The following is a 19,833-nucleotide window of genomic DNA, read 5'->3' on the forward strand; positions in this document are numbered from 1 at the left end:
ATAATATTTTTTATGGAATAGGGAATTCTATCGGAATTTCCTATTCCATAAAAAACAGAGTGTTCCGGCTGACTGCCGAAACGCCCTGTTTTATGCCCCTATACTCATTTTCACTTCAAATGTCGTCCCGCCGTGCTTACCTGTATAAACTTCAATCGTCCCGCCATGGACCCGCACAACCTCCCGCACCATCGCAAGTCCGAGCCCCACGCCTCCAAGCTCCCGGCTTCTTGACTTATCTACCCGGAAGAACGGTTCAAAGATCTGCTCCCTGAACGCCTCATCAATTCCATTTCCTGTATCCGAAACCGTCAGAACGGCTTCGTTCTTTTCCCTCCCTGCAGATACCGTAACGGTTCCGTCTGTCCGATTGTATTTAATCGCATTTTCCACAAGATTATAAAGCATTCTGTAAATCAGAATATCACTTCCTGTCAGAATTAATTCGTCCTCTGCCTTTTCTCCCGCTCCCTCTGACGAACCCTGCGGCTTCTGTATCAGTTTCACCTTCTTTTCCTGCGCCAATGGTTCCAGATCTGTCAGCACTTCCTCAATCAGACTATGGAGCTCAATTCTGTCATTTCGCGCTACTGTCTGCAATTCACTCATATCCAGAAGTGTTCTGACCAGCTTGCTAAGACGTTCATTCTGCTCCGTTACCATCTGAATGGTCTCTTCCGCCTCTGTGGAGCTCTCCGGATGCTCTGCCGCATGGTATAGGTCCAGCTGCGCCTGGATTAATGCCAGCGGAGTACGTAGTTCATGTGCTGCATTTCCGGTAAACCGACGCTGCGTCTCAAAGGATTCGGAAAGCCGCATAAGCATTTTATTATAAGAGGTACGAAGCCTGTCCAGTTCTGCAATTTTATTCTCTTCAATGGTATAATCTGCCAGATTCTGCGCCTGAACTTTTTCCACCGTCTCTGAAAATTCCCTGAGTGGCTTCAATGCCCGTCCACTGATAAAATACGTCGCCGCGCCGCCAATCAGCGCTACAATCGCAGTAATCAGAAGGCTTCTGCTCCTGTAATCTGATTTGGAGTCATAAATCTTCATGGAAAACTGTGCCACAAAGTCATCCCACTCATCCTCCGGAATATCAATGTACACCGCTTCCGGCGCTGTACCCTGATCCGTGACAGATTCCTGAAGCGTATCGAAATAATAGACTCCGTTTTTGTATAAGAAAAAGGTAAGACATCCGCATAATATGGTGATAAGCCCTGTGGTAAGAAGGGTTAATTTCCACTGGAGTGATATTTTTTTCATCCTTTGCTGTCTCCTCCTATCTTATAGCCCTCGCCGATTTTATTCACGATTGGATCATAACCGAGCCCTGCTTTCAGCTTCTTTCTCAGCGAAGACATATGTACCCGGATGGAACCGCTGAAGCTGTCCACTGAAGAATCCCAGACATGCTCCATCAGTTCTTCCTGGCTGACCGGTCTTCCCTGATTTAAAAGGAGATATTCTAAAATTCCATTTTCCTTTCTCGTCAGCGTAATCGGGTTATCTTCTGCATATGCAGCCCTTTCTCTCGTATCAAATCGAAGCTTTCCACATTCCAGACAGACATTTTTTTGTACGAATTTTCTTCTTGTCAGGCTTCTCACACGGGCCTCCAGTTCCTGTAAATGGAATGGTTTTTCCATATAATCATTTGCACCGGAATCCAGGCCCTCAACCTTATCTGCGATCTGGCTTCTGGCAGACAGGATTAATACCTTTGTCTCTTCATTTTCTTTGCGAAGCTCCCGGAGGATCTCCATCCCATCCAGCCCGGGCAGGTTCAGATCAAGCACAATCAGATCGTACTGTTCCACATAGATCATATCCAGCGCCTGCTCGCCGTCATTGCACGTATCTACCTCATAACCTGCCTGGTGCAGACTTTTCGCAATCATATCACATAATTTCTTCTCATCTTCAACAATTAATAATCTCAATTCATTTTTCTCCATTTTCTTAACAGGGAATTTACATCCCCTATTATATAATGCAATCATGGAGCGGTCAATAAGCCGGCTTTGGGCAATATCATCGAAAGGAGCAGTTACTATTCGCAGTAACAAGTGGTATTTGAATGAAATCAGAAAAAGCAGCGCAGATTTTTTTACTTGCAGCCGGTCTGGTATTTTTCCTTATTGGAATTTTCCGTGGTGAGGCTGCAGTCGTACTCAGTAAGGCAATCAAATTATGTATGGAGTGTGTGGGAATTGGATAAGAAATTAAAATCAAACAAAAACTTCCTGGTCCGCTTCCGCGGATGGATTCAGGCAGCTGCAGCGCTGCTGACCAATCTTCATATTCCGAATCTGTTTAAAGGGAAGCTTTATCAGGGAAGGGTAAAAACCATATGTGTTCCCGGGCTGAACTGTTACTCCTGCCCGGCTGCCACAGGCGCCTGTCCGATTGGAGCCTTCCAGGCTGTAGTCGGTTCCTCAAAATTCAAGTTCACCTACTACATCACCGGATTTTTTATCCTGCTGGGGGTTCTGTTCGGACGATTTATCTGCGGTTTTCTCTGTCCGTTTGGATGGTTTCAGGATCTGCTGCATAAGCTTCCGGGCAAGAAGCTGTCTACCGCAAGGCTAAAGCCCCTGCGGTATCTGAAATACCTGATCCTGGTCGTCTTTGTGATACTGCTTCCGGCATTGGCAACGAATTCGCTGGGGATGGGCGACCCGTTCTTCTGCAAATATCTATGCCCGCAAGGCGTACTTGAAGGCGCAATTCCGCTGTCCCTTGCTAATTCAGGAATCCGTGCGGCACTCGGGCACTTATTTACATTTAAGTTTGCAATCCTCGTACTTGTTATCCTCTTAAGCATTCTGTTTTACCGTCCATTCTGTAAATGGATCTGCCCCCTTGGCGCTATCTACTCGCTGTTTAACAGCGTATCCTTTCTTAAGCTTCGGGTGGATTCTGAAAAATGTGTCGGCTGTCAAAAATGTAGTCATGCCTGTAAAATGGACGTCAATGTAACAGACACGCCAAACCACCCGGAATGTATCCGATGCGGAGCATGTATGAAAGCCTGCCCAACAAATGCGATCTGCTATCATTACGGATTTTCAACCAGGAAACAGGCTGACAATAAATAAGCTAAAATGAATCAAATCATATTCAAAAGGAGAATAAAAATCATGAAAAACAAATCTGGTAGAGTAAACTCAATGAAATTAAAAAAGGCAATTGCGGCGTCTCTCGCCATTTCCCTGCTTTTTGCATTCACAGGCTGTGGAAATTCCTCTGATTCCGCCGCAACGGAAAACACGAAACAGGAGACTGCTTCCGCCACAAATGCAGGCGACACGTCTGCGCCCAACGAAAAGCTGGACGACCTGTACCAGCAGGAAAATCAGATTTTTGCAGATCACAAAAATGTATGGGACAAGGTCTTTGGCTTTATGAGCAAGAACCCTGACGATGCTGCCTCGAATGAAAACTATGCGGACTTTCTTGCAAATACAATAGAATCAAACAAGGCTTCTTTCTCTGAAGAGGAATTTGATACTCTGAACAAAGATATCGAAACCATCCGCGGCATTGAAGAAGAAATTGCAAGGCTTGAGAAAGAAATTGCAGCATCTGATTCCTCCGGCAGCACTTTCTCCGGCTCAGCTGACTCTACAGGTGTGTTCCACGATTTTAAAGGGAAAGATCTGGATGGGAACGATGTGGATGACAGCCTTTTCGCCCAAAATAAAGTTACGGTTGTAAACTTCTGGTTCAGCGGCTGCAAGCCCTGTGTTGAAGAGCTTTCCAAGCTGAATGAATTAAATGATAAGCTGAAGGAAATGGGCGGCGAAGTGGTTGGTATCAATACGGATACATTGGACGACAATCAGGATGGAATCAAAGAAGCGAAGGAAATCCTGAAGGCCAAGGGAGCTTCCTACAAAAACCTGACCTTCGATTCCGATTCCACCGTTGGAAAATACGCAGGGGATATCATGGCATTTCCGACAACCGTTCTCGTAGATAAAGACGGAAATATCGTTGGCGATCCTTTCATGGGCGGAATTGATGATCCGTCAAACTACGAACAGCTGATGAAACAGATTCAGTCCGTGCTGGATCAGAAATAAAGCTATCTGCCGGAGTGCATAGGATCCTCTCTATGATGCTTCTCTTTTTCTTCATACATACGCTGGTCGGCAATAGCCCGGACTTCTTCCGCTTCACTGCTGTCTTCCGGAAATGCTGCGCATCCGCAGCTGACTCCAACCCGAAGCGTCTTTCCGGCCAGCTTTACCGGCTCCGTCAGTGCAATTTGAATGCGTTCCGCCATATGGCAGCAAAATGCTTTGTCATAGGCGGAGCAGATAATCAGGGCGAACTCGTCTCCGCCTATACGGAACGCATAATCGTTACTGCGGATACATTCCTGCAGACGTCTGGCAATTTCCTGAAGCACCTGATCTCCGGTGCTGTGGCCATAGGTATCATTGATCGGTTTGAATCGATCCAGATCGATATAAAAGAGAACAAACGGAAGTTTCTTTTTTTCCTTGTTCTGCAGAATATTGGTAAAATACCGTTCGTTGAACAGCCCAGTCAATCCATCTGTATTTGCCATATTCTCCAGTTCGATTTTTTGCCCAATATCCATAGATACCAGCATAACCTTAGTCAGTCTGTTATCCTTCGCCCATTCAATCGGAATCACATGCATGACTTTGTAAATATTTTCATTTCGGATGCAATACTCAAATTTTAAAATGTCGCTTTCCTTTCGAAGCACCTTTCTCAGATAATCCGGTGCAATCATGCGGCAAACTTTTGCGTTCTCTGTATTGGTCAATACAATATATCGTCGGGAAATGTAATCAACCAGACTCCAATATGCCCCTGTTTCAGGATAAAGAGGCTCATCCAGGATTAACTCATAATATTCATATCTGTCATTTTCCAGGTCAGCAACCGCATACCGGTCAACAATCCGGGAAATACCTTCAAGGAACTGCGTGGCTCGTTCTTTCTCTTTCTCCAAAAGGAGTCGCTCCTTCTCTTCATTCAGCAGCTTCGCACGATTTTCTGATACGAGTGCCAGCACCACGAGCAGCATAATTAAAGCTGCCGAAACTCCAAGAATCCCCAGCGTAACCTTCTGCAAATTTCGGTCACTATAGTCTACCGCATCAGAACGCACAATTCCAAGCAGTGTCCAGTCTTCAATCCCAACCGGCTCAGAGACCATATAATAGGTTCTTCCTCTATAAGTATACTGGGTATTTCCTTCGCGCTGCTGTTCGATGCATTCCTGTACGTACACCGGATTCCTGTCTTTCCAGACAATATCCGCATCCGTGTAAAAAGAAATCAGATTATTTACATCCTGCGGTATCTCTGTTTTCGATGTCAAAGAAAGTAAAATCTCCCCATCTGAGCGTACAACATAACAGTCACTTTGACCTTCATACAGATTGCTTGCCATCAGGTTCTCCACAACAGACGCATCATAGCTGATTGCAAGTCCGGTGTAGCTTACGTCATTGGATATAAATACTTCAGGAAGCGGGGCGGCAAGTACGATTTTCTTTATCCCGTAAGATGCCGTATACGAAGAAATCACACGTCTGTTTTTCTGAAACATCTCATCAAAGGCTCCGGTAATACTGTCCGCTGTCCCTTTTCTGCCTGCGGCGGTAATGAACTGATTCTCTTCATTAAACATAAAGAAATCGCTATACTGCCAATCATTTTTCCCGTCCTTCAGATTTTCCCACATTTCTTTCATTTCCTGTTCCGCCTCGTGCCTGCGTAATTCTCTGCTCCAATCGGACAAAACATTCCAGTTGCGCTGGATAAAAAGAGTCAGGGTTTTTGACACCTGTGTATAGCTTTCCTGCAAATGAGCGGCATTTTCTCTGTAGATTATAGAACTGGCACTATGCATGTAGAATCTGATTCCACACAAAAGAACTATCGCCATAGCAATTACCAATGCAGTGATTCGATAATGCTTTTTCATCCTTCGCCCCTCCCCTATTGCTTTCGTATAAGTACATTATACAGATAATACCTTCTAAAATAAAGAGGGATTATCAATTTTTACATTTTTATACAATCTTTATACACCGCAAATATCCCTTTCTTTTTGCTCTATAGGAATCATAGCTTTTACACTTTAATGTAACACGGTATTTTCTAAAGATCAAAAAGAGACTGTCGCCATATGGCGGCAGTCCCTTCACTCTGCTTCTGTAGCGTTACTTTGCTTCCGTGACAGAAAGCACCTCTCCCATAAAGGGATCTACTTCCGACACTGTTCCCGTATAAGTCACCGTAACCTTATCTCCGACCTTCACCTTGTCAAGCCCCTCCGGCTTCTCCTTATCAAAGGTAAATTCGTAGGAATTTCCGGCATCATCCGTCACTATAAACATAAAATCTTTCTTTTCATCCAATGTTCCGGTAAAGGAAGCTGTCTCCTCAGATCCGGAAGCCTCCTGTGTGGTCTGGGAATTCTGCCCGCTGTCTCCCGAATTCTTTGTTCCACAACCTGTTATCATGGATGCAGTCATAGCAGTAAGAAGCATCAACATTGCAAATCTCTTTTTCATACCAAAAACCTCCTGTCATTCTTTTATTGTTTCATTTTATTAGACGATCTATACGCTCAGAAAGTTTCAGATGTTTCTGAAAATCTTTCCCTTATATCATAAAAAGCCATTCAATTAGCAATATCAGCTAAATCAAATGGCTTTTTATCACGTTTTATAGCGTTATATTTGGTTATTTTGCCTAAAATTTCAGACTTACTTGTAATTTACAATCTTTCCGAAGTCCGGCTTCAGAGCTGCGCCGCCTACCAGGCCGCCGTCGATGTCTGCCTGTGCGAAGAGCTCCGGTGCGGTAGCTGCGTTTACAGATCCGCCGTACTGGATACGGATAGCTGCTGCAGTTGCCTCATCGTAGATCTCTGCGATGCATGCGCGGATGCCTGCGCAAACTTCCTGTGCCTGCTCAGTTGTAGCTGTCTTACCGGTTCCGATAGCCCAGATCGGCTCGTAAGCGATAACTGCTTCCTTAGCCTGATCTGCGGTTACGCCCTGGAAACCAACCTTAACCTGCTGACGGATGAAGTCCATGGTTACGCCCTGCTCTCTCTGAGTCAGAGTCTCGCCGCAGCACATGATCGGTGTAAGACCATGCTCAAATGCCTTCAGCATCTTCTTATTTACAGTCTCGCTGGTCTCTGCGAAGTACTCACGTCTCTCGGAATGTCCAAGAATTACGTACTTTACGCCTGCGTCCGTCAGCATATTCGGGGAAATCTCACCTGTGTAAGCGCCCTTCTCCTCGAAGTACATGTTCTCAGCGCCAACCTGGATGTTGGATCCCTTGGTAGCCTCTACGACCGGGATGATGTCGATAGCCGGTACGCAGAATACTACGTCTACGTCATCGTTTGCTACCAGCAGCTTTAAGGTGTTTACCAGTTCTACTGCCTCGCTGGGAGTCATGTTCATTTTCCAGTTACCAGCGATAATTTTCTTTCTTGCCATTGTTTTGTTCTCCTCTTATATAAATAATGAAATCTTACAGGTCATTTGCTGCTGCTACGCCCGGAAGCTCTTTACCTTCCAGGAACTCCAGGGAAGCGCCGCCGCCTGTGGAGATGTGAGTCATCTTGTCGCCGAAGCCAAGGGTATTGACTGCTGCTGCGGAGTCGCCGCCGCCGATGATGGTGGTTGCGTCTGTCTCAGCCAGGGACTTTGCTACTGCAATGGTACCCTTTGCCAGGATCGGGTTCTCGAATACGCCCATCGGTCCGTTCCATACTACAGTCTTCGCAGACTTCACAGCCTCAGCGTACAGCTCTGCGGTCTTGGTTCCGATATCCAGACCCATCATGTCAGCCGGGATCTCGTTGGACGGTACTACAGATACCTCGATCTCTGCGTCGATGGGGTTCGGGAACTCTTTTGCGATGGTGGTGTCAACCGGAAGAAGCAGCTTCTTGCCAAGCTTCTCCGCCTTCTCCATCATTTCCTTGCAGTAGTCGATCTTCTCATCGTCTACCAGAGAGGTTCCTACCTCGTAGCCCTTTGCCTTCAGGAAGGTGTAAGCCATTCCACCGCCGATGATCAGGGTGTCGCACTTCTCAAGCAGGTTTGCGATTACGTTCAGCTTATCTGCTACCTTTGCACCGCCCAGGATTGCTACGAAGGGACGCTCCGGGTTGTTGACTGCATTGCCCAGGAAGTTGATCTCCTTCTGCATCAGGTATCCTACTACAGAAGTCTTTACATACTGAGTTACGCCTACGTTGGAGCAGTGCGCGCGGTGCGCGGTTCCGAATGCGTCGTTTACAAATACGTCTGCCAGGGAAGCCAGCTCCTTGGAGAATGCCTCGCCGTTCTTGGTCTCCTCTGCGCGGTAACGGGTGTTCTCAAGAAGAACTACCTCGCCGTCCTTCATAGCTTCTACAGCTGCCTTTGCGTTCGGTCCTACAACCTCCGGATCAGCTGCGAACTTTACTTCCTGGCCCAGAAGCTCGGAAAGTCTCTTGGCTACCGGCGCCAGGGACAGCTCCGGCTTCGGCTCTCCCTTGGGCTTGCCCAGGTGGGAGCAAAGGATAACCTTTCCGCCGTCAGCGATCAGCTTCTTGATGGTCGGCAGCGCTGCAACCAGACGATTCTCGTCTGTGATCTTGCCATCCTTCAGCGGTACGTTAAAATCGCATCTTACCAGGACACGCTGTCCTTTTACGTTGATGTCATCTACAGATTTCTTGTTTAACATCTCAATCTCTCCTTACTTGTCATGGATAAATAATAAAAAGAGGTCCGGTCCATAAAGACCGGACCTCTTAAGGTCTTATTCCTGACGGTAGTCCGCCATGCCGCTCGATTTGCCCCAGGGCACTCTCTCGCTCTTACGAGCTCACCTTGTCGCTTCGCTTCATCTCGCTGACGGGCTATCGCCCTATAGAAGCCGTAAATCCCAGCCGCTTATGTGCAAGCACAACGCGTCTGCGCTTTCCGTCTTCTGCATGGCTCAATGCTTACGCAAGCTCAGCGAAGTACTTGATTGTACGAACCATCTGAGATACATAGGAGTTCTCATTGTCGTACCAGGAAACAACCTGTACCTGAGATGTGCCGTTGCCAAGGTTTACAACCATGGTCTGAGTAGCGTCGAACAGAGAACCAAATCTCATACCAACGATATCAGAAGATACGATCTCGTCTGTGTTGTAACCGAAGGACTCGGTAGCTGCTGCCTTCATAGCTGCGTTGATTCCATCAACAGTAGCCTCACCCTTAACAACTGCGTTCAGGATAGTAGTAGAACCAGTCGGGGTCGGTACACGCTGTGCAGCGCCGATAAGCTTGCCGTTCAGCTCCGGAATAACAAGGCCGATTGCCTTAGCTGCTCCTGTGCTGTTCGGAACGATGTTGATAGCGCCTGCACGGCTTCTTCTCAGGTCACCCTTTCTCTGCGGTCCGTCAAGGATCATCTGGTCGCCTGTGTAAGCGTGGATGGTGCACATGATACCGGACTCGATCGGCATGTAGTCGTTCAGAGCCTTAGCCATCGGTGCAAGGCAGTTTGTTGTACAGGAAGCTGCGGAAATTACAGTATCCTCTTTTGTCAGTGTCTCGTGGTTTACATTGTAAACGATGGTCGGAAGGTCATTTCCAGCCGGAGCGGAGATAACTACCTTCTTAGCGCCTGCTGTGATATGAGCAGAAGCCTTCTCCTTGGAGGTGTAGAATCCGGTACACTCCAGAACTACGTCTACGCCGATCTCTCCCCACGGAAGCTCTGCTGCGTTAGCCTTTGCGTAGATCTTGATCTCTTTGCCATCAACAATGATGGAATCTTCTGTTGCAGATACGGTATCTGCCAGAGCATATTTACCCTGAGAAGAATCATATTTTAACAGGTGAGCAAGCATCTTCGGGCTTGTCAGGTCGTTGATTGCTACAACCTCATATCCCTCTGCGCCAAACATCTGTCTGAATGCAAGTCTGCCGATACGTCCGAAACCGTTAATCGCTACTTTTACTGCCATTTTAAATTTCCTCCTAAATATGAATTTAGATTATTCGTGGTTTTCCGCCCCTCTCAGGACAGAGCCCAACCTGCAATTATTGTACCCAATTCCATACAAAAAAGCAAGTCCCAATTCCGCAATTTCCCTGACGTTGTGCAATTTTTGTCAAAACAATGAATTTCCCGTCGATCTTTTTCTTGTCATTGTGTATTTTTTCAATTAAGATGGGTGTATATTCGTTGCAGAGGTGAAAAATATGACTGCTGATTACCATTTACATTCCTGTTTTTCCGGGGACAGTGAGACGCCCACGGAGGAAATGATAAAAAAGGGGCTAGCGCAGGGGCTTTCTCTTATGTGTATGACCGAGCACCTGGATATGGATTACCCCTATTCCGATGTAAGCTTTGACCTGGATGCGGACGCTTATTTCCGGGAAATGCATCGGCTTCAGGAGGCCTACCATGACCGCATTGAAATCCGTATCGGAGCAGAGCTTGGGATCCAGCCCCAGCTGGGGGATGCTTACCGGCAATGGCTTTCAGACAAGTCCTTCGATTTTCTGATCGGCTCCACCCACCTGGTGGATCGGTTTGACCCTTACTATCCGGATTTCTGGACCTCCTATGACGCTGCTTCCGGCGTAAACCGGTACCTGGATGTGACCCTTCAGAATATCCGGGCTTTTGATGATTTTGATGTATACGGGCATATCGATTATATCATCCGCTATGTACCGGATGGGGATCGCGTTTTTTCTTACAAAAAGCATGCCGATCAGGTGGACGCGGTTCTGAAGCTGCTGATAGAAAAGGGCAAAGGCATCGAAATCAACACCGGCGGCTACAAGGCCGGACTTTCTGAGCCAAACCCCTGTCACGACGTGCTGCGCCGCTATAAGGAGCTCGGCGGGGAAATCATTACCATGGGATCGGACGCCCATACGACGGAGTATGTGGCGTATCGGTTCGCGGACGCCAAAGAGGTGCTTCGGGAATGCGGATTTCGGTATTTTACGGTATTCCGGGAGCGGAAGGCGGAGTTTGTGCCGTTATAAATATGTTCTGTTATATAGAAAAAGGCTGCTGCAAAATGATGATTTCTCTATTTTGCAACGGCCTCTTCTTCTTTTACTATCCTTTTATCCTTCGTCTGCCAATCGCAATAATCCTCCCAAGCACATTCTTCCCAGAGTATCTTCATCTATGAATCCTCTATCAGCCCGTGCTCTGTAAGCTTTGCTTTTTCACTTTCAATATCGGCAATTACGCGATCCAGATATCACATATTCGCCTCTGAATAAAAGGGATCCGGCTGCCGCACGATGGTTCCCCCGCCCAGCACGTAGTCGCCGTCGTAGAACACGACCGCCTGGCCCGGTGTCACGGCGCGGACGGGTTCTTTAAAGTCCACACGCACCAGATCGTCTCCCTCCCGTCGGATGACGCAGGGAGAACCCTTATGATTGTAGCGGATCTTAGCCAGTACCTCTTTTCCTTCGGAGAAATCCGGCTCAGACATGTGGTTCAGGCGGTTCGCCCGAAGCGTCGTGGTGAACACGTCCTCCTGCTCGCCGATGACCACCTCGTTGGTCTCCGGGCGAATCTCGGTTACCACCACGCGGCGGCCCATGGCCAGGCCTAAGCCTTTTCGCTGGCCGATGGTGTAGTGGATGATCCCCTTATGGCGGCCCAGTACCGTACCGTCTGCGGTGACGAAATTGCCCTCCTTCGAGGGTTCTCCGGTAGTCCGCTCAATGAACCCCGCATAGTCCTGATCCGGGACGAAGCAGATCTCCTGGCTGTCCGGCTTATGGGCTACCCGGAAGCCCAGCTTCTCCGCCATTTCCCGAATTTCATCCTTGGAATAGGCTCCCACCGGCATCAATGTCCGGGAAAGCTGCTCCTGCGTCAGGTTATACAGGGCGTAGGTCTGATCCTTCGCCGCCGTTACGGAATTACGGATGGCGTAGCGGCCATTTGGCAGCTGCTCCACCCGGGCGTAATGACCGGTGGCGATGTAGTCCGCGCCGATGTCCAGGCTGCGCTTTAAAAGCGCCTCCCATTTCACATAACGGTTGCAGGCGATACAGGGATTGGGCGTCCGGCCCGCCAGATACTCCGCCACAAAATAGTCCATGACAGCTTCCTTGAAATCTGTCTTAAAATTCATCACATAATAGGGAATGTCCAGCTGGGCCGCCACTCTTCTTGCGTCATCCACCGCGGACAGGCCGCAGCAGCCGCCGTTTTCCTCCTGGGTGAACTCATCCTCATCCTGCCAGATCTGCATGGTGGCTCCGATGACCTCGTAGCCCTGTTCCTTTAAGAGATAGGCTGCCACAGAGGAATCCACGCCGCCGGACATTCCTACTACTACTTTTTTCTTAGCCATAGCTTACGATTCCTTTTAGTAGTCCTCGCCCTCTTCTTCCTCGCCCTCATGAATATCAGACTTCGGCTTCTTCAGTCCCTCGATCTTAATACCGTGCTTCTCTGCGTAATCCCAGAGTGCCGCATGAATGGCCTCCTCTGCAAGCAGGGAGCAGTGAACCTTGACAGGGGGAAGTCCGTCCAGAGCTTCCATAACGGCCTTATTCGTAACTTCCAGAGCCTGCTGGATGGTCTTGCCCTTTACCAGCTCGGTCGCCATGCTGCTGGTGGCAACGGCTGCGCCGCAGCCGAAGGTCTTGAACTTACAATCCTGGATGACGCCGTTGTCGTCGATGTCCAGGTACATCCGCATGATGTCTCCGCATTTTGCATTGCCGACGGTGCCTACGCCACTGGCGTTCTCTATCTCTCCTACGTTACGGGGATGCTGAAAATGGTCCATTACTTTTTCGCTGTACATACTTTGTTTCTCCTCTATTATTTATTTTTCTTAACGAAGTCTTCGTAAAGCGGTGACATGCTTCTCAGTCTGTCGATGATCCGCTTTAAGTTCTCCACTACGAAATCCAGATCCTCTTTCGTAATCTCCTCGTTCAGAGTCAGTCTCAAGGAACCGTGCGCAATCTCGTGGGGCAGGCCGATGGCCATCAGCACATGGGATGGATCCAGGGAACCGGATGTGCAGGCGGAACCTGAGGAACCGCAGATGCCTTCCATGTCGAGCATGATAAGCAGGGACTCACCCTCGATGAACTGGAAGCTGAAGTTCGCGTTGTTCGGAAGACGGGTGGTCCGGTGGCCATTCAGTCTGGTGTAGGGAATCTCCTTCAGGACGCGATCAATCAGGTAATCACGAAGCTCAATCTCTTTGTCTGTACGCTCCTTCATGGTCGCCATGGCGCGCTCGACCGCCTTGCCCAGTCCTACGATACCCGGCACGTTCTCCGTACCTGCGCGGCGCTTGCGCTCCTGAGCTCCGCCATGGATAAAGGAGCGAATCTTCACGCCTTTTCGGATATACAGGAAGCCGATACCCTTGGGTCCGTTCAGCTTGTGGCCGCTGGCGCTGAGCATGTCAATATGGTACTCGTCTACATGGATCGGCACCTGACCGAAGGCCTGTACGGCGTCTGTGTGGAACAGAATGCCGTGCTCATGGGCAATCTCACCAATCTCTTTGATGGGCTGAATGGTTCCGATCTCGTTATTTGCAAACATCACGGAAATCAGGATGGTCTCCGGACGGATGGCTTTCTTCAGCTCGTCGATCTTCACGACACCATTCTCATCTACGGGCAGATAAGTAATCTCATAGCCGTGCTTCTCCAGCCACTCGCAAGTGTGCAGGATCGCATGATGCTCGATCTTTGTGGTAATAATGTGTTTTCCTTTGCTCTTATATGCCTCTGCAGTCGCTTTCAGAGCCCAGTTGTCGGACTCGCTTCCGCCTGCGGTGAAATAAATCTCCTCGGTCTGCGCGCCCAGCGCATTCGCGATGGTCTCTCTTGCTTCTGTGATGGCCTTTTTGCTCTCGCCTCCAAGGCTGTATACGGTAGAGGGGTTGCCGTAATGCTCTGTGAAATAGGGCAGCATGGCCTCTACAACTTCCGGCGCTGTCTTTGTGGTCGCCGCGTTATCCAGATAAATTAACTTCTTCATGGTGATATCTCCTTCTTTTTTAGATGCAACAGGACGTATTTTCCTTGGTCCCGGCTTCATCCTTCATGCTCCTGCTTTCTTCGACCAGCTGATCCAGCTTAATCTCATCTACGGTCCGGTTAATGCTGTCGTTAATCTTCTGCCAGACATACTTGGTCACGCAGAATTCAGAACCGCCGCAGCTGCTTTCCTCCTCCAGTCCCGGGCAGTTCACCGCGTCCAGGCTTCCCTCCAGAGCCCGCAGGATATCTCCCACGGAAATCTCGGACGCCGGAAGCGCCAGCTTGTAGCCGCCGCCCGCTCCCCGGACGCTGGTTACCAGTCCGGCCTTGCGGAGCTTCGCGATCAGCTGCTCCAGATAGCTTTCCGATATATTCTGTCTGGCGGAAATACTGGCGATGGAAACCGTCTCATTTTCGCTGTACAGGGCCAAATCAATCAACGCGCGAAGTCCATATCTTCCCTTTGTAGACAATTTCATATTGTCACCTCGCACTCAAAGGTTATTAAATTCCGAGTACTTTTGTCGGATTTCGTATTGATAATAACACTCAGGTAAGGTTCTGTCAAGCAGGTTTTTGCCATATATTACTTATAATTTTTGATTTAAGGAAATCTATGAAAAAACAGCTTCATCCGCTGGTCGGCGGCACGCTGCTTCTGACTGCGGCAGGCCTTATGACCCGCCTCATCGGCTTTTTCTATAAAATATTCTTAAGCCGCGCCATCGGTGCCGAGGGCATCGGCATCTACCAGATGATTTTTCCCATTTACGGGGTCTGTTATGCGCTGACCACCTCCGGGGCCGAGATCGCCGTTTCCCGCTTCGTCTCCCGGGAAAATGGGGCCGGACGTCCGCAGAGCGCAAGACAGGTTCTGCGCGTGGGGCTTCTCCTGGCTCTGGGGCTTGCCATCCCCACCGCTTTTCTCCTGTATGAAAATGCTGCTTTTCTGGCACGGAACATTTTACAGGAAACGCGGACGGTGCAGCTTCTTCAGATTATGGCGTTCACAATTCCCTTCGGTGCCTGCCATTCCTGCATTTGCGGCTATTATTACGGGTTAAAGAAGCCCGCGGTTCCGGCGGCTGCCCAGCTTTTCGAGCAGCTGTCCCGTGTGGGGGCTGTCTTTCTCATTTACCGGGTGGCCTGTGAACAGGGCATGGGTTTGTCCCCGCTAACCGCCGTCATTGGTCTGGTTATCGGGGAGTTTGCGTCCATGCTGTTCTGTGTCTTCTGCGTCTCCGGGCAATCTGCCCCTCCCGGAAAATCTGCGGACGGCTCCGGCGCGCCCTCCCTTTTTTCCCTGACACGGCAGATGCTGGCCATGGCGCTTCCGGTCACCGGCAACCGACTCTGCATGAATCTGCTGGCCAGCGCCGAATCCATTCTGCTGCCCCTTTGTCTCCAACAATACGGCCTGTCCACGAAGCAGGCGCTCAGCGTCTATGGAACCCTGTCCGGCATGGCCCTGTCCTTTATCCTGTTTCCCAGCGTCCTGACAGGCGCTCTGTCAGTCATGCTGCTGCCCTCCGTATCCGAATCCCAGGCTGCCGGGGACGACGCAAGCCTTTCCCGCACGGTCCGGAAAACCGTGTCCTTCTGCCTGCCGCTGGGAATCAGTTTTACCGTCCTCTTTCTGCTCTTCGGACGCTTTCTCGGGAACTTTTTCTTCCGAAGCACCCTGGCCGGAGATTTTATCCTTACCCTGGCCTGGATCTGTCCGTTTCTGTATCTGAACCACACCTTGCACAGTATCTTAAACGGCCTTGGCCGCACCGGAACCGGCTTTTTCAATAATCTGGCGGGCATTCTGATTCGCATCCTTTTTGTCCTGTGCTTTGTACCGCGCTTCGGAATCGAAGGATATTTGTGGGGACTGCTGGCAGGACAGCTGATCGTATGCGGGATGAATCTGGCTTCTTTACAGGAATTCCTACATAATTAATGTAAAATTTGCGTGACTTTTGCGTTTTCTTGTATTATGATAGAAACAGTTCGGCATCAATATACACAAACGAGGAGTTATGAAAAATGGCATTCGATTTCAAGCAAAAGCTGCCCACCCCCCAGGAAATCCGTGAAATGTATCCGGTTCCCGACCATGTGGCACAGATAAAAAAAGAGAGAGACGAAGAAATCCGTAAAGTTTTCACCGGAGAATCCGACCGCTTTATAGCCATCATCGGACCCTGTTCCGCAGATAATGAAGAGGCTGTCTGCGACTATGTGCGCCGTCTGGTTCAGGTACAGGAGAAGATTAAGGACAAGGTCCTGATTATCCCCCGTATCTACACGAACAAGCCCCGTACCACCGGCGACGGTTACAAGGGCATCATGCATCAGCCGGATCCGGAGAAGAAGCCGGACCCGCTGGCTGGCATCATCGCCCTGCGACACATGCACATCCGCGCCATCGAAGAGACCGGCATGACCGCAGCCGATGAGATGCTGTACCCGGAAAATCTGCCCTATGTACAGGATTTCCTGTCCTATATCGCCATCGGAGCCCGCTCCGTGGAAAACCAGCAGCACCGTCTGGTATCCAGCGGCATCGACATTCCCGTGGGCATGAAGAACCCCACCAGCGGCGACTTTTCCGTTATGCTGAACTCCGTTCACGCGGCACAGAACGGCCACTCCTTCATTTACCATGGCTGGGACGTCCAGACCAGCGGAAATGACCTGGCACACGTGGTTCTTCGCGGTGCTGTCAATGAGCGCGGCGTGTCCCTGCCCAACTATCACTATGAGAACCTGCGGAACCTCTGCAATCTCTACGCCCAGAGAGAGCTGAAGAATCCGGCCTGCATCGTAGACGCGAACCACAACAACTCCAACAAACAGTTCAAGGAGCAGATCCGTATCGTCAAAGAAGTTCTGCACAGCCGTTCCTGCTCCGACGACATCCGCAAGCTGGTCAAGGGCGTGATGATCGAGAGCTATATCGAGGAAGGCAATCAGGGCATTCACGACCATGTCTATGGCAAGTCCATTACCGACGCCTGCCTGGGCTGGGAAGATTCCGAGCGGCTGCTGTATGAGATCGCGGAGCGCTGCTAATTCAAAAACAGCTTATATACCAAGGGAGAGCGTTCAACCGTCTCCCTTTTTTCTATTCTTTCTATTTTACTCTATTGGAATCATAGTTTTCGCACTTTAACGTAACACGGTGTTTCCTATAGAGTAAAAAAAGAGATTCCCGTGTATTATTATCAGGAATCTCTCGTCACTTTATTCTATCTGTTATCCTCTCGGATGCGCCTTCGCATATATCTCCCGGGTTCTCGCCGCGTACATCATGGTCGTGGAGATATCCGAATGTCCCAGCATCTCCTGCACCACATGCAGATCCGCGCCGTTTTCCACCAGATGGGCCGCAAAGGAATGACGCAGGGTGTGGGGCGTAATCTCCATCTCAATACCCGCCTGCTTCACATACTGCTTCAGAAGCTTCCAGAAGCCCTGACGGCTCATGCCCTCGCCGGAGCAGTTGGGGAACAGCATCTCACATTTCTTATCGCCTATGAGCTGACCGCGCGCCTCCTTCAGATAATGCTCCAGTGCTTTCTTCGCTTTCGGACCGAAGGGAATAATCCGCTCCTTATTCCGGTCGCGGCACACGATATAATCCAGCTTCCAGTTCACATCGTCCATCTTCAGAGAAATCAGCTCGGTTACCCGGATACCGGTGGCGTATAGAAGCTCCAGCATGGCTGTATCCCGCAGACCCTTGCTTGTTCGGTCGCCCGGCTGCCGCAGCAGGCGCTCCATCTCCTCCACAGACATGATCTCAGGCAGTTTTTTTTCTACTTTGGGTGCTTTCAGCTTCTCTGCCGGATCGGAACTGATGCTGCCTTCTTTCCAAAGATACAGATAAAAACCCTTCATGGACGCGATATTTCTCGATACCGTCGCTGCTGACATTCCATTTTTTTCCAAGTCCAGAATATAGGAATTCAAGGTTGTCTCTGTAACCTCTTTCGCATCCTCTACCTTCTGCTTCTGGAGAAAATGCATCATTTTCATCAGATCTCTCTGATAAGAAAGCTCCGTATTCCGGGATGTCTTTTTCACATTATGTAAATAAGACATGAATCCTTTAATCTCTTGTTCCATATATCCATGTGCCCCTCAGCTTATGCTCACCCAAGCCGTTTTCTTCTAAAGTCTTTGGATTTTATTATAGTAAGAAATCACCAGAAAAGCAATGATCTTTTTTTCGCAAAATACTGTAAAATCAAGGCTTTTTACGGCTTTCCACAATATCTGGTTTTCTTCTTTTCCTGTTCCACCAAATCTGGTAAAGAATTCGTAAAATATTTTTAAATATTTTTTAAAATCAGCTTCAAAAACATGGGATTTACATAACTTTCGAGCAGAGAGCCGGCCAAAAGCAGCAGAAATCCAAGTCCCCAGACCAGGAGATAAGGCATCATCTGCCGACTGTTCCCACTGTATCGCTGTCCTTTCCAGGGACGGTTCTCCGACGTCTCACAGATTTTCTGAAAAAGCCAGACCGCGGCAGGCACATACAGAAAAAACTGCGGCAGACCAGAAGCGAGGCAGACCAGAATCCCCGCAAAGCCCAGCTTCATGGCTGCCGTCGTCAGTGTGATGCCAAGCGCCGCCCCCATCCATGCCAGAGATAGAAAAACTGCAGCTGTGCCAAAGAAAGTAAAACCGGTCAGCCATAACAGGGTAAACTGGCTCACGCGCGATTTCAATGTATACCGGAGCAGTTCCCCGCTGGCCAGCTCTGCCTGCTGATATCTGGAAAAAAAATAACGGCCAAGCAGAGCTGTCTCATGGGCTGCTCCCCGACCAAACAGCACCATATATAAAATTCCCGCCGCAAATCCTGTCAGGAATACCGGCAGGAATGTTTTTCTTGTACCTGTAATTTTTTTCCACATAAAACAGCCCTCCCATATACCTTTCAATATATGAGAGGGCCGCCGCATTCATACTATTTGATTCCTTCGGATTTCTGATAGCAGGCCTCGCAGGCTTTCAGCACCGCGCCCCGGAATCCCGCGTTTTCCAGCGCCGCCACACCGGCGATGGTGGTTCCGCCCGGAGAGCAGACCTTATCCTTCAATGCTCCCGGATGCTCACCGGTCTCCAGCACCATTTTCGCTGCGCCGGCTACTGCCTGGGCCGCAAAGGTGTATGCCTGGGCTCTCGGAAGGCCAAACTGCACTGCGCCATCCGCCAGTGCCTCAATAAACTGGTATACATAAGCCGGAGAGCTTCCGCTGGCGCAGACCACCGCGCTCATCATCCGTTCTTCCACATCGGCGTACTTTCCGACTGCTCCGAAGATCTGATGTACCCGGTCAATCTCTTCCTGACTGAATTCCTCCGCGTCAAAAGACAGCCCTGTCATACCCTCGCCAATCAGAGCCGGGGTGTTGGGCATAGCCCGTACAATCCGCCGATCTGAGCCAAGGGTTTCTTTCAGGCTCTGAATGGTGATACCCGGAGCCAGGGAGATTACTACATGATCCGGTGTCACCGCGTAGCGGATCTGCTTCAGCACCAGGGGATAATACTGGGGTTTCACAGCCAGTACCACGTATTTACAGTTGTTGGCGCATTCCGCGTTGGACTCCGCGTATACCACCTGGGTTTCCGCATGCACCCGCAGCTTTGTCTCCGTGGTCTTTGCGGTAAAAATCAGCTTTTCCGCCGGAAACTCTTTCAGGACGCCTTTCAAAAGGGCGTAACCCATATTACCCATTCCGATAAATCCTATCTCTGCCATCTG

General features: G+C 49.5%; 20 protein-coding genes. 6 read left to right on the forward strand and 14 right to left on the reverse strand.

The annotated features are described in order from the left end of the window. Positions 1-90: 90 nt before the first annotated feature. The gene (locus WMO29_RS02355; protein WP_349163588.1) at positions 91-1,269 is read right to left on the reverse strand and encodes a sensor histidine kinase; all 1,179 of its coding nucleotides are present in this window, start codon (positions 1,267-1,269) and stop codon (positions 91-93) included. Continuing rightward, complete coding sequence (locus WMO29_RS02360; protein ID WP_349163590.1) at positions 1,266-2,006, reverse strand: response regulator transcription factor; 741 nt, start codon at positions 2,004-2,006, stop codon at positions 1,266-1,268. Before WMO29_RS02360 ends, WMO29_RS02355 begins: the two co-directional genes overlap by 4 nt. A gap of 77 nt (positions 2,007-2,083) precedes the next feature. Here WMO29_RS02360 and WMO29_RS02365 point away from each other — a divergent pair, with 77 nt between their 5' ends. Genes WMO29_RS02365 through WMO29_RS02375 form a run of 3 tightly spaced genes read left to right on the forward strand, consistent with a single transcriptional unit; the run spans position 2,084 to position 4,091 of the window. Next, on the forward strand, positions 2,084-2,224 hold the full coding sequence (locus WMO29_RS02365; protein WP_349163591.1) for a CD1871A family CXXC motif-containing protein: 141 nt from the start codon (positions 2,084-2,086) through the stop codon (positions 2,222-2,224). Then, entirely contained in the window at positions 2,217-3,104 is an 888-nt protein-coding gene (locus tag WMO29_RS02370; protein WP_349163592.1) for a 4Fe-4S binding protein, read from the forward strand. The genes WMO29_RS02365 and WMO29_RS02370 overlap by 8 nt, the downstream gene beginning before the upstream one ends. A gap of 42 nt (positions 3,105-3,146) precedes the next feature. Continuing rightward, positions 3,147-4,091 carry a TlpA disulfide reductase family protein gene (locus WMO29_RS02375; protein ID WP_349163593.1) on the forward strand — a complete coding sequence of 315 codons (945 nt, stop codon included), beginning with the start codon at positions 3,147-3,149 and terminating at the stop codon, positions 4,089-4,091. Between the two features lie 2 nt (positions 4,092-4,093). On the opposite strand, the gene WMO29_RS02380 is transcribed toward WMO29_RS02375, so the two are convergent. The 5 genes from WMO29_RS02380 to gap form a co-directional block, all read right to left on the reverse strand. After that, complete coding sequence (locus WMO29_RS02380) at positions 4,094-5,743, reverse strand: sensor domain-containing diguanylate cyclase (RefSeq protein ID WP_349163594.1); 1,650 nt, start codon at positions 5,741-5,743, stop codon at positions 4,094-4,096. Positions 5,744-6,215: 472 nt separating this feature from the next. Continuing rightward, positions 6,216-6,569, reverse strand: a complete 354-nt coding sequence (locus WMO29_RS02385) for a hypothetical protein (protein ID WP_349163595.1) — start codon at positions 6,567-6,569, stop codon at positions 6,216-6,218. A gap of 195 nt (positions 6,570-6,764) precedes the next feature. Next, positions 6,765-7,514, reverse strand: a complete 750-nt coding sequence (gene tpiA, locus WMO29_RS02390; protein WP_349163596.1) for a triose-phosphate isomerase — start codon at positions 7,512-7,514, stop codon at positions 6,765-6,767. 34 nt (positions 7,515-7,548) lie between these two features. Then, positions 7,549-8,754: a phosphoglycerate kinase gene (locus WMO29_RS02395; RefSeq protein ID WP_349163598.1), complete on the reverse strand. Its 1,206-nt coding sequence runs from the start codon at positions 8,752-8,754 to the stop codon at positions 7,549-7,551. A 262-nt stretch (positions 8,755-9,016) separates the two neighbouring features. Further along, on the reverse strand, positions 9,017-10,030 hold the full coding sequence (gap, locus tag WMO29_RS02400; RefSeq protein ID WP_178038091.1) for a type I glyceraldehyde-3-phosphate dehydrogenase: 1,014 nt from the start codon (positions 10,028-10,030) through the stop codon (positions 9,017-9,019). 238 nt (positions 10,031-10,268) lie between these two features. On the opposite strand from gap, the gene WMO29_RS02405 reads away from it, so the two are divergent. Continuing rightward, positions 10,269-11,069: a histidinol-phosphatase HisJ family protein gene (locus WMO29_RS02405; RefSeq protein WP_349163599.1), complete on the forward strand. Its 801-nt coding sequence runs from the start codon at positions 10,269-10,271 to the stop codon at positions 11,067-11,069. Positions 11,070-11,293: 224 nt separating this feature from the next. On the opposite strand, the gene mnmA is transcribed toward WMO29_RS02405, so the two are convergent. Genes mnmA through WMO29_RS02425 form a run of 4 tightly spaced genes read right to left on the reverse strand, consistent with a single transcriptional unit; the run spans position 11,294 to position 14,545 of the window. Next, a complete protein-coding gene (mnmA, locus tag WMO29_RS02410; protein WP_349163600.1) occupies positions 11,294-12,406 on the reverse strand; it encodes a tRNA 2-thiouridine(34) synthase MnmA in 1,113 nt (370 codons plus the stop codon). A gap of 15 nt (positions 12,407-12,421) precedes the next feature. Continuing rightward, positions 12,422-12,865, reverse strand: a complete 444-nt coding sequence (gene nifU / locus WMO29_RS02415) for a Fe-S cluster assembly scaffold protein NifU (RefSeq protein WP_158363365.1) — start codon at positions 12,863-12,865, stop codon at positions 12,422-12,424. Between the two features lie 17 nt (positions 12,866-12,882). Beyond that, entirely contained in the window at positions 12,883-14,064 is a 1,182-nt protein-coding gene (gene nifS, locus WMO29_RS02420) for a cysteine desulfurase NifS (protein ID WP_349163601.1), read from the reverse strand. 19 nt (positions 14,065-14,083) lie between these two features. Next, the gene (locus tag WMO29_RS02425) at positions 14,084-14,545 is read right to left on the reverse strand and encodes an Rrf2 family transcriptional regulator (RefSeq protein WP_178038085.1); all 462 of its coding nucleotides are present in this window, start codon (positions 14,543-14,545) and stop codon (positions 14,084-14,086) included. Between the two features lie 137 nt (positions 14,546-14,682). Between WMO29_RS02425 and WMO29_RS02430 the strand changes: the two genes are divergently transcribed. Both WMO29_RS02430 and WMO29_RS02435 read left to right on the forward strand, forming a co-directional pair. Then, a complete protein-coding gene (locus WMO29_RS02430) occupies positions 14,683-16,011 on the forward strand; it encodes an oligosaccharide flippase family protein (protein ID WP_349163602.1) in 1,329 nt (442 codons plus the stop codon). Between the two features lie 86 nt (positions 16,012-16,097). Continuing rightward, positions 16,098-17,126 carry a 3-deoxy-7-phosphoheptulonate synthase gene (locus WMO29_RS02435; protein WP_349163603.1) on the forward strand — a complete coding sequence of 343 codons (1,029 nt, stop codon included), beginning with the start codon at positions 16,098-16,100 and terminating at the stop codon, positions 17,124-17,126. 183 nt (positions 17,127-17,309) lie between these two features. Here the strand turns inward: WMO29_RS02435 and xerD are convergent, their stop codons facing one another. The 3 genes from xerD to proC form a co-directional block, all read right to left on the reverse strand. Then, positions 17,310-18,182 (reverse strand): site-specific tyrosine recombinase XerD, encoded by an 873-nt coding sequence (gene xerD / locus WMO29_RS02440; RefSeq protein WP_349163604.1) that lies wholly within the window; start codon positions 18,180-18,182, stop codon positions 17,310-17,312. Between the two features lie 206 nt (positions 18,183-18,388). Further along, positions 18,389-18,979 (reverse strand): stage II sporulation protein M, encoded by a 591-nt coding sequence (locus tag WMO29_RS02445; RefSeq protein WP_349163605.1) that lies wholly within the window; start codon positions 18,977-18,979, stop codon positions 18,389-18,391. A 53-nt stretch (positions 18,980-19,032) separates the two neighbouring features. Next, entirely contained in the window at positions 19,033-19,830 is a 798-nt protein-coding gene (gene proC, locus WMO29_RS02450) for a pyrroline-5-carboxylate reductase (protein ID WP_349163606.1), read from the reverse strand. Positions 19,831-19,833 lie beyond the last annotated feature (3 nt).

Origin of the sequence: Laedolimicola intestinihominis, from assembly GCF_040096155.1 — a bacterium.
Lineage (GTDB): Bacteria > Bacillota > Clostridia > Lachnospirales > Lachnospiraceae > Laedolimicola > Laedolimicola intestinihominis.

Bases quoted from the DNA above. Each gene is read 5' to 3' on its own strand.
- WMO29_RS02355 (WP_349163588.1), bottom strand. From the start codon at position 1,269: ATGAAAAAAATATCACTCCAGTGGAAATTAACCCTTCTTACCACAGGG.
- WMO29_RS02360 (WP_349163590.1), bottom strand. From the start codon at position 2,006: ATGATTGCATTATATAATAGGGGATGTAAATTCCCTGTTAAGAAAATG.
- WMO29_RS02365 (WP_349163591.1), top strand. From the start codon at position 2,084: ATGAAATCAGAAAAAGCAGCGCAGATTTTTTTACTTGCAGCCGGTCTG.
- WMO29_RS02375 (WP_349163593.1), top strand. From the start codon at position 3,147: ATGAAAAACAAATCTGGTAGAGTAAACTCAATGAAATTAAAAAAGGCA.
- WMO29_RS02380 (WP_349163594.1), bottom strand. From the start codon at position 5,743: ATGAAAGAAATGTGGGAAAATCTGAAGGACGGGAAAAATGATTGGCAG.
- WMO29_RS02385 (WP_349163595.1), bottom strand. From the start codon at position 6,569: ATGAAAAAGAGATTTGCAATGTTGATGCTTCTTACTGCTATGACTGCA.
- tpiA (WP_349163596.1), bottom strand. From the start codon at position 7,514: ATGGCAAGAAAGAAAATTATCGCTGGTAACTGGAAAATGAACATGACT.
- WMO29_RS02395 (WP_349163598.1), bottom strand. From the start codon at position 8,754: ATGTTAAACAAGAAATCTGTAGATGACATCAACGTAAAAGGACAGCGT.
- gap (WP_178038091.1), bottom strand. From the start codon at position 10,030: ATGGCAGTAAAAGTAGCGATTAACGGTTTCGGACGTATCGGCAGACTT.
- WMO29_RS02405 (WP_349163599.1), top strand. From the start codon at position 10,269: ATGACTGCTGATTACCATTTACATTCCTGTTTTTCCGGGGACAGTGAG.
- mnmA (WP_349163600.1), bottom strand. From the start codon at position 12,406: ATGGCTAAGAAAAAAGTAGTAGTAGGAATGTCCGGCGGCGTGGATTCC.
- nifU (WP_158363365.1), bottom strand. From the start codon at position 12,865: ATGTACAGCGAAAAAGTAATGGACCATTTTCAGCATCCCCGTAACGTA.
- nifS (WP_349163601.1), bottom strand. From the start codon at position 14,064: ATGAAGAAGTTAATTTATCTGGATAACGCGGCGACCACAAAGACAGCG.
- WMO29_RS02425 (WP_178038085.1), bottom strand. From the start codon at position 14,545: ATGAAATTGTCTACAAAGGGAAGATATGGACTTCGCGCGTTGATTGAT.
- WMO29_RS02430 (WP_349163602.1), top strand. From the start codon at position 14,683: ATGAAAAAACAGCTTCATCCGCTGGTCGGCGGCACGCTGCTTCTGACT.
- WMO29_RS02435 (WP_349163603.1), top strand. From the start codon at position 16,098: ATGGCATTCGATTTCAAGCAAAAGCTGCCCACCCCCCAGGAAATCCGT.
- xerD (WP_349163604.1), bottom strand. From the start codon at position 18,182: ATGGAACAAGAGATTAAAGGATTCATGTCTTATTTACATAATGTGAAA.
- WMO29_RS02445 (WP_349163605.1), bottom strand. From the start codon at position 18,979: ATGTGGAAAAAAATTACAGGTACAAGAAAAACATTCCTGCCGGTATTC.
- proC (WP_349163606.1), bottom strand. From the start codon at position 19,830: ATGGCAGAGATAGGATTTATCGGAATGGGTAATATGGGTTACGCCCTT.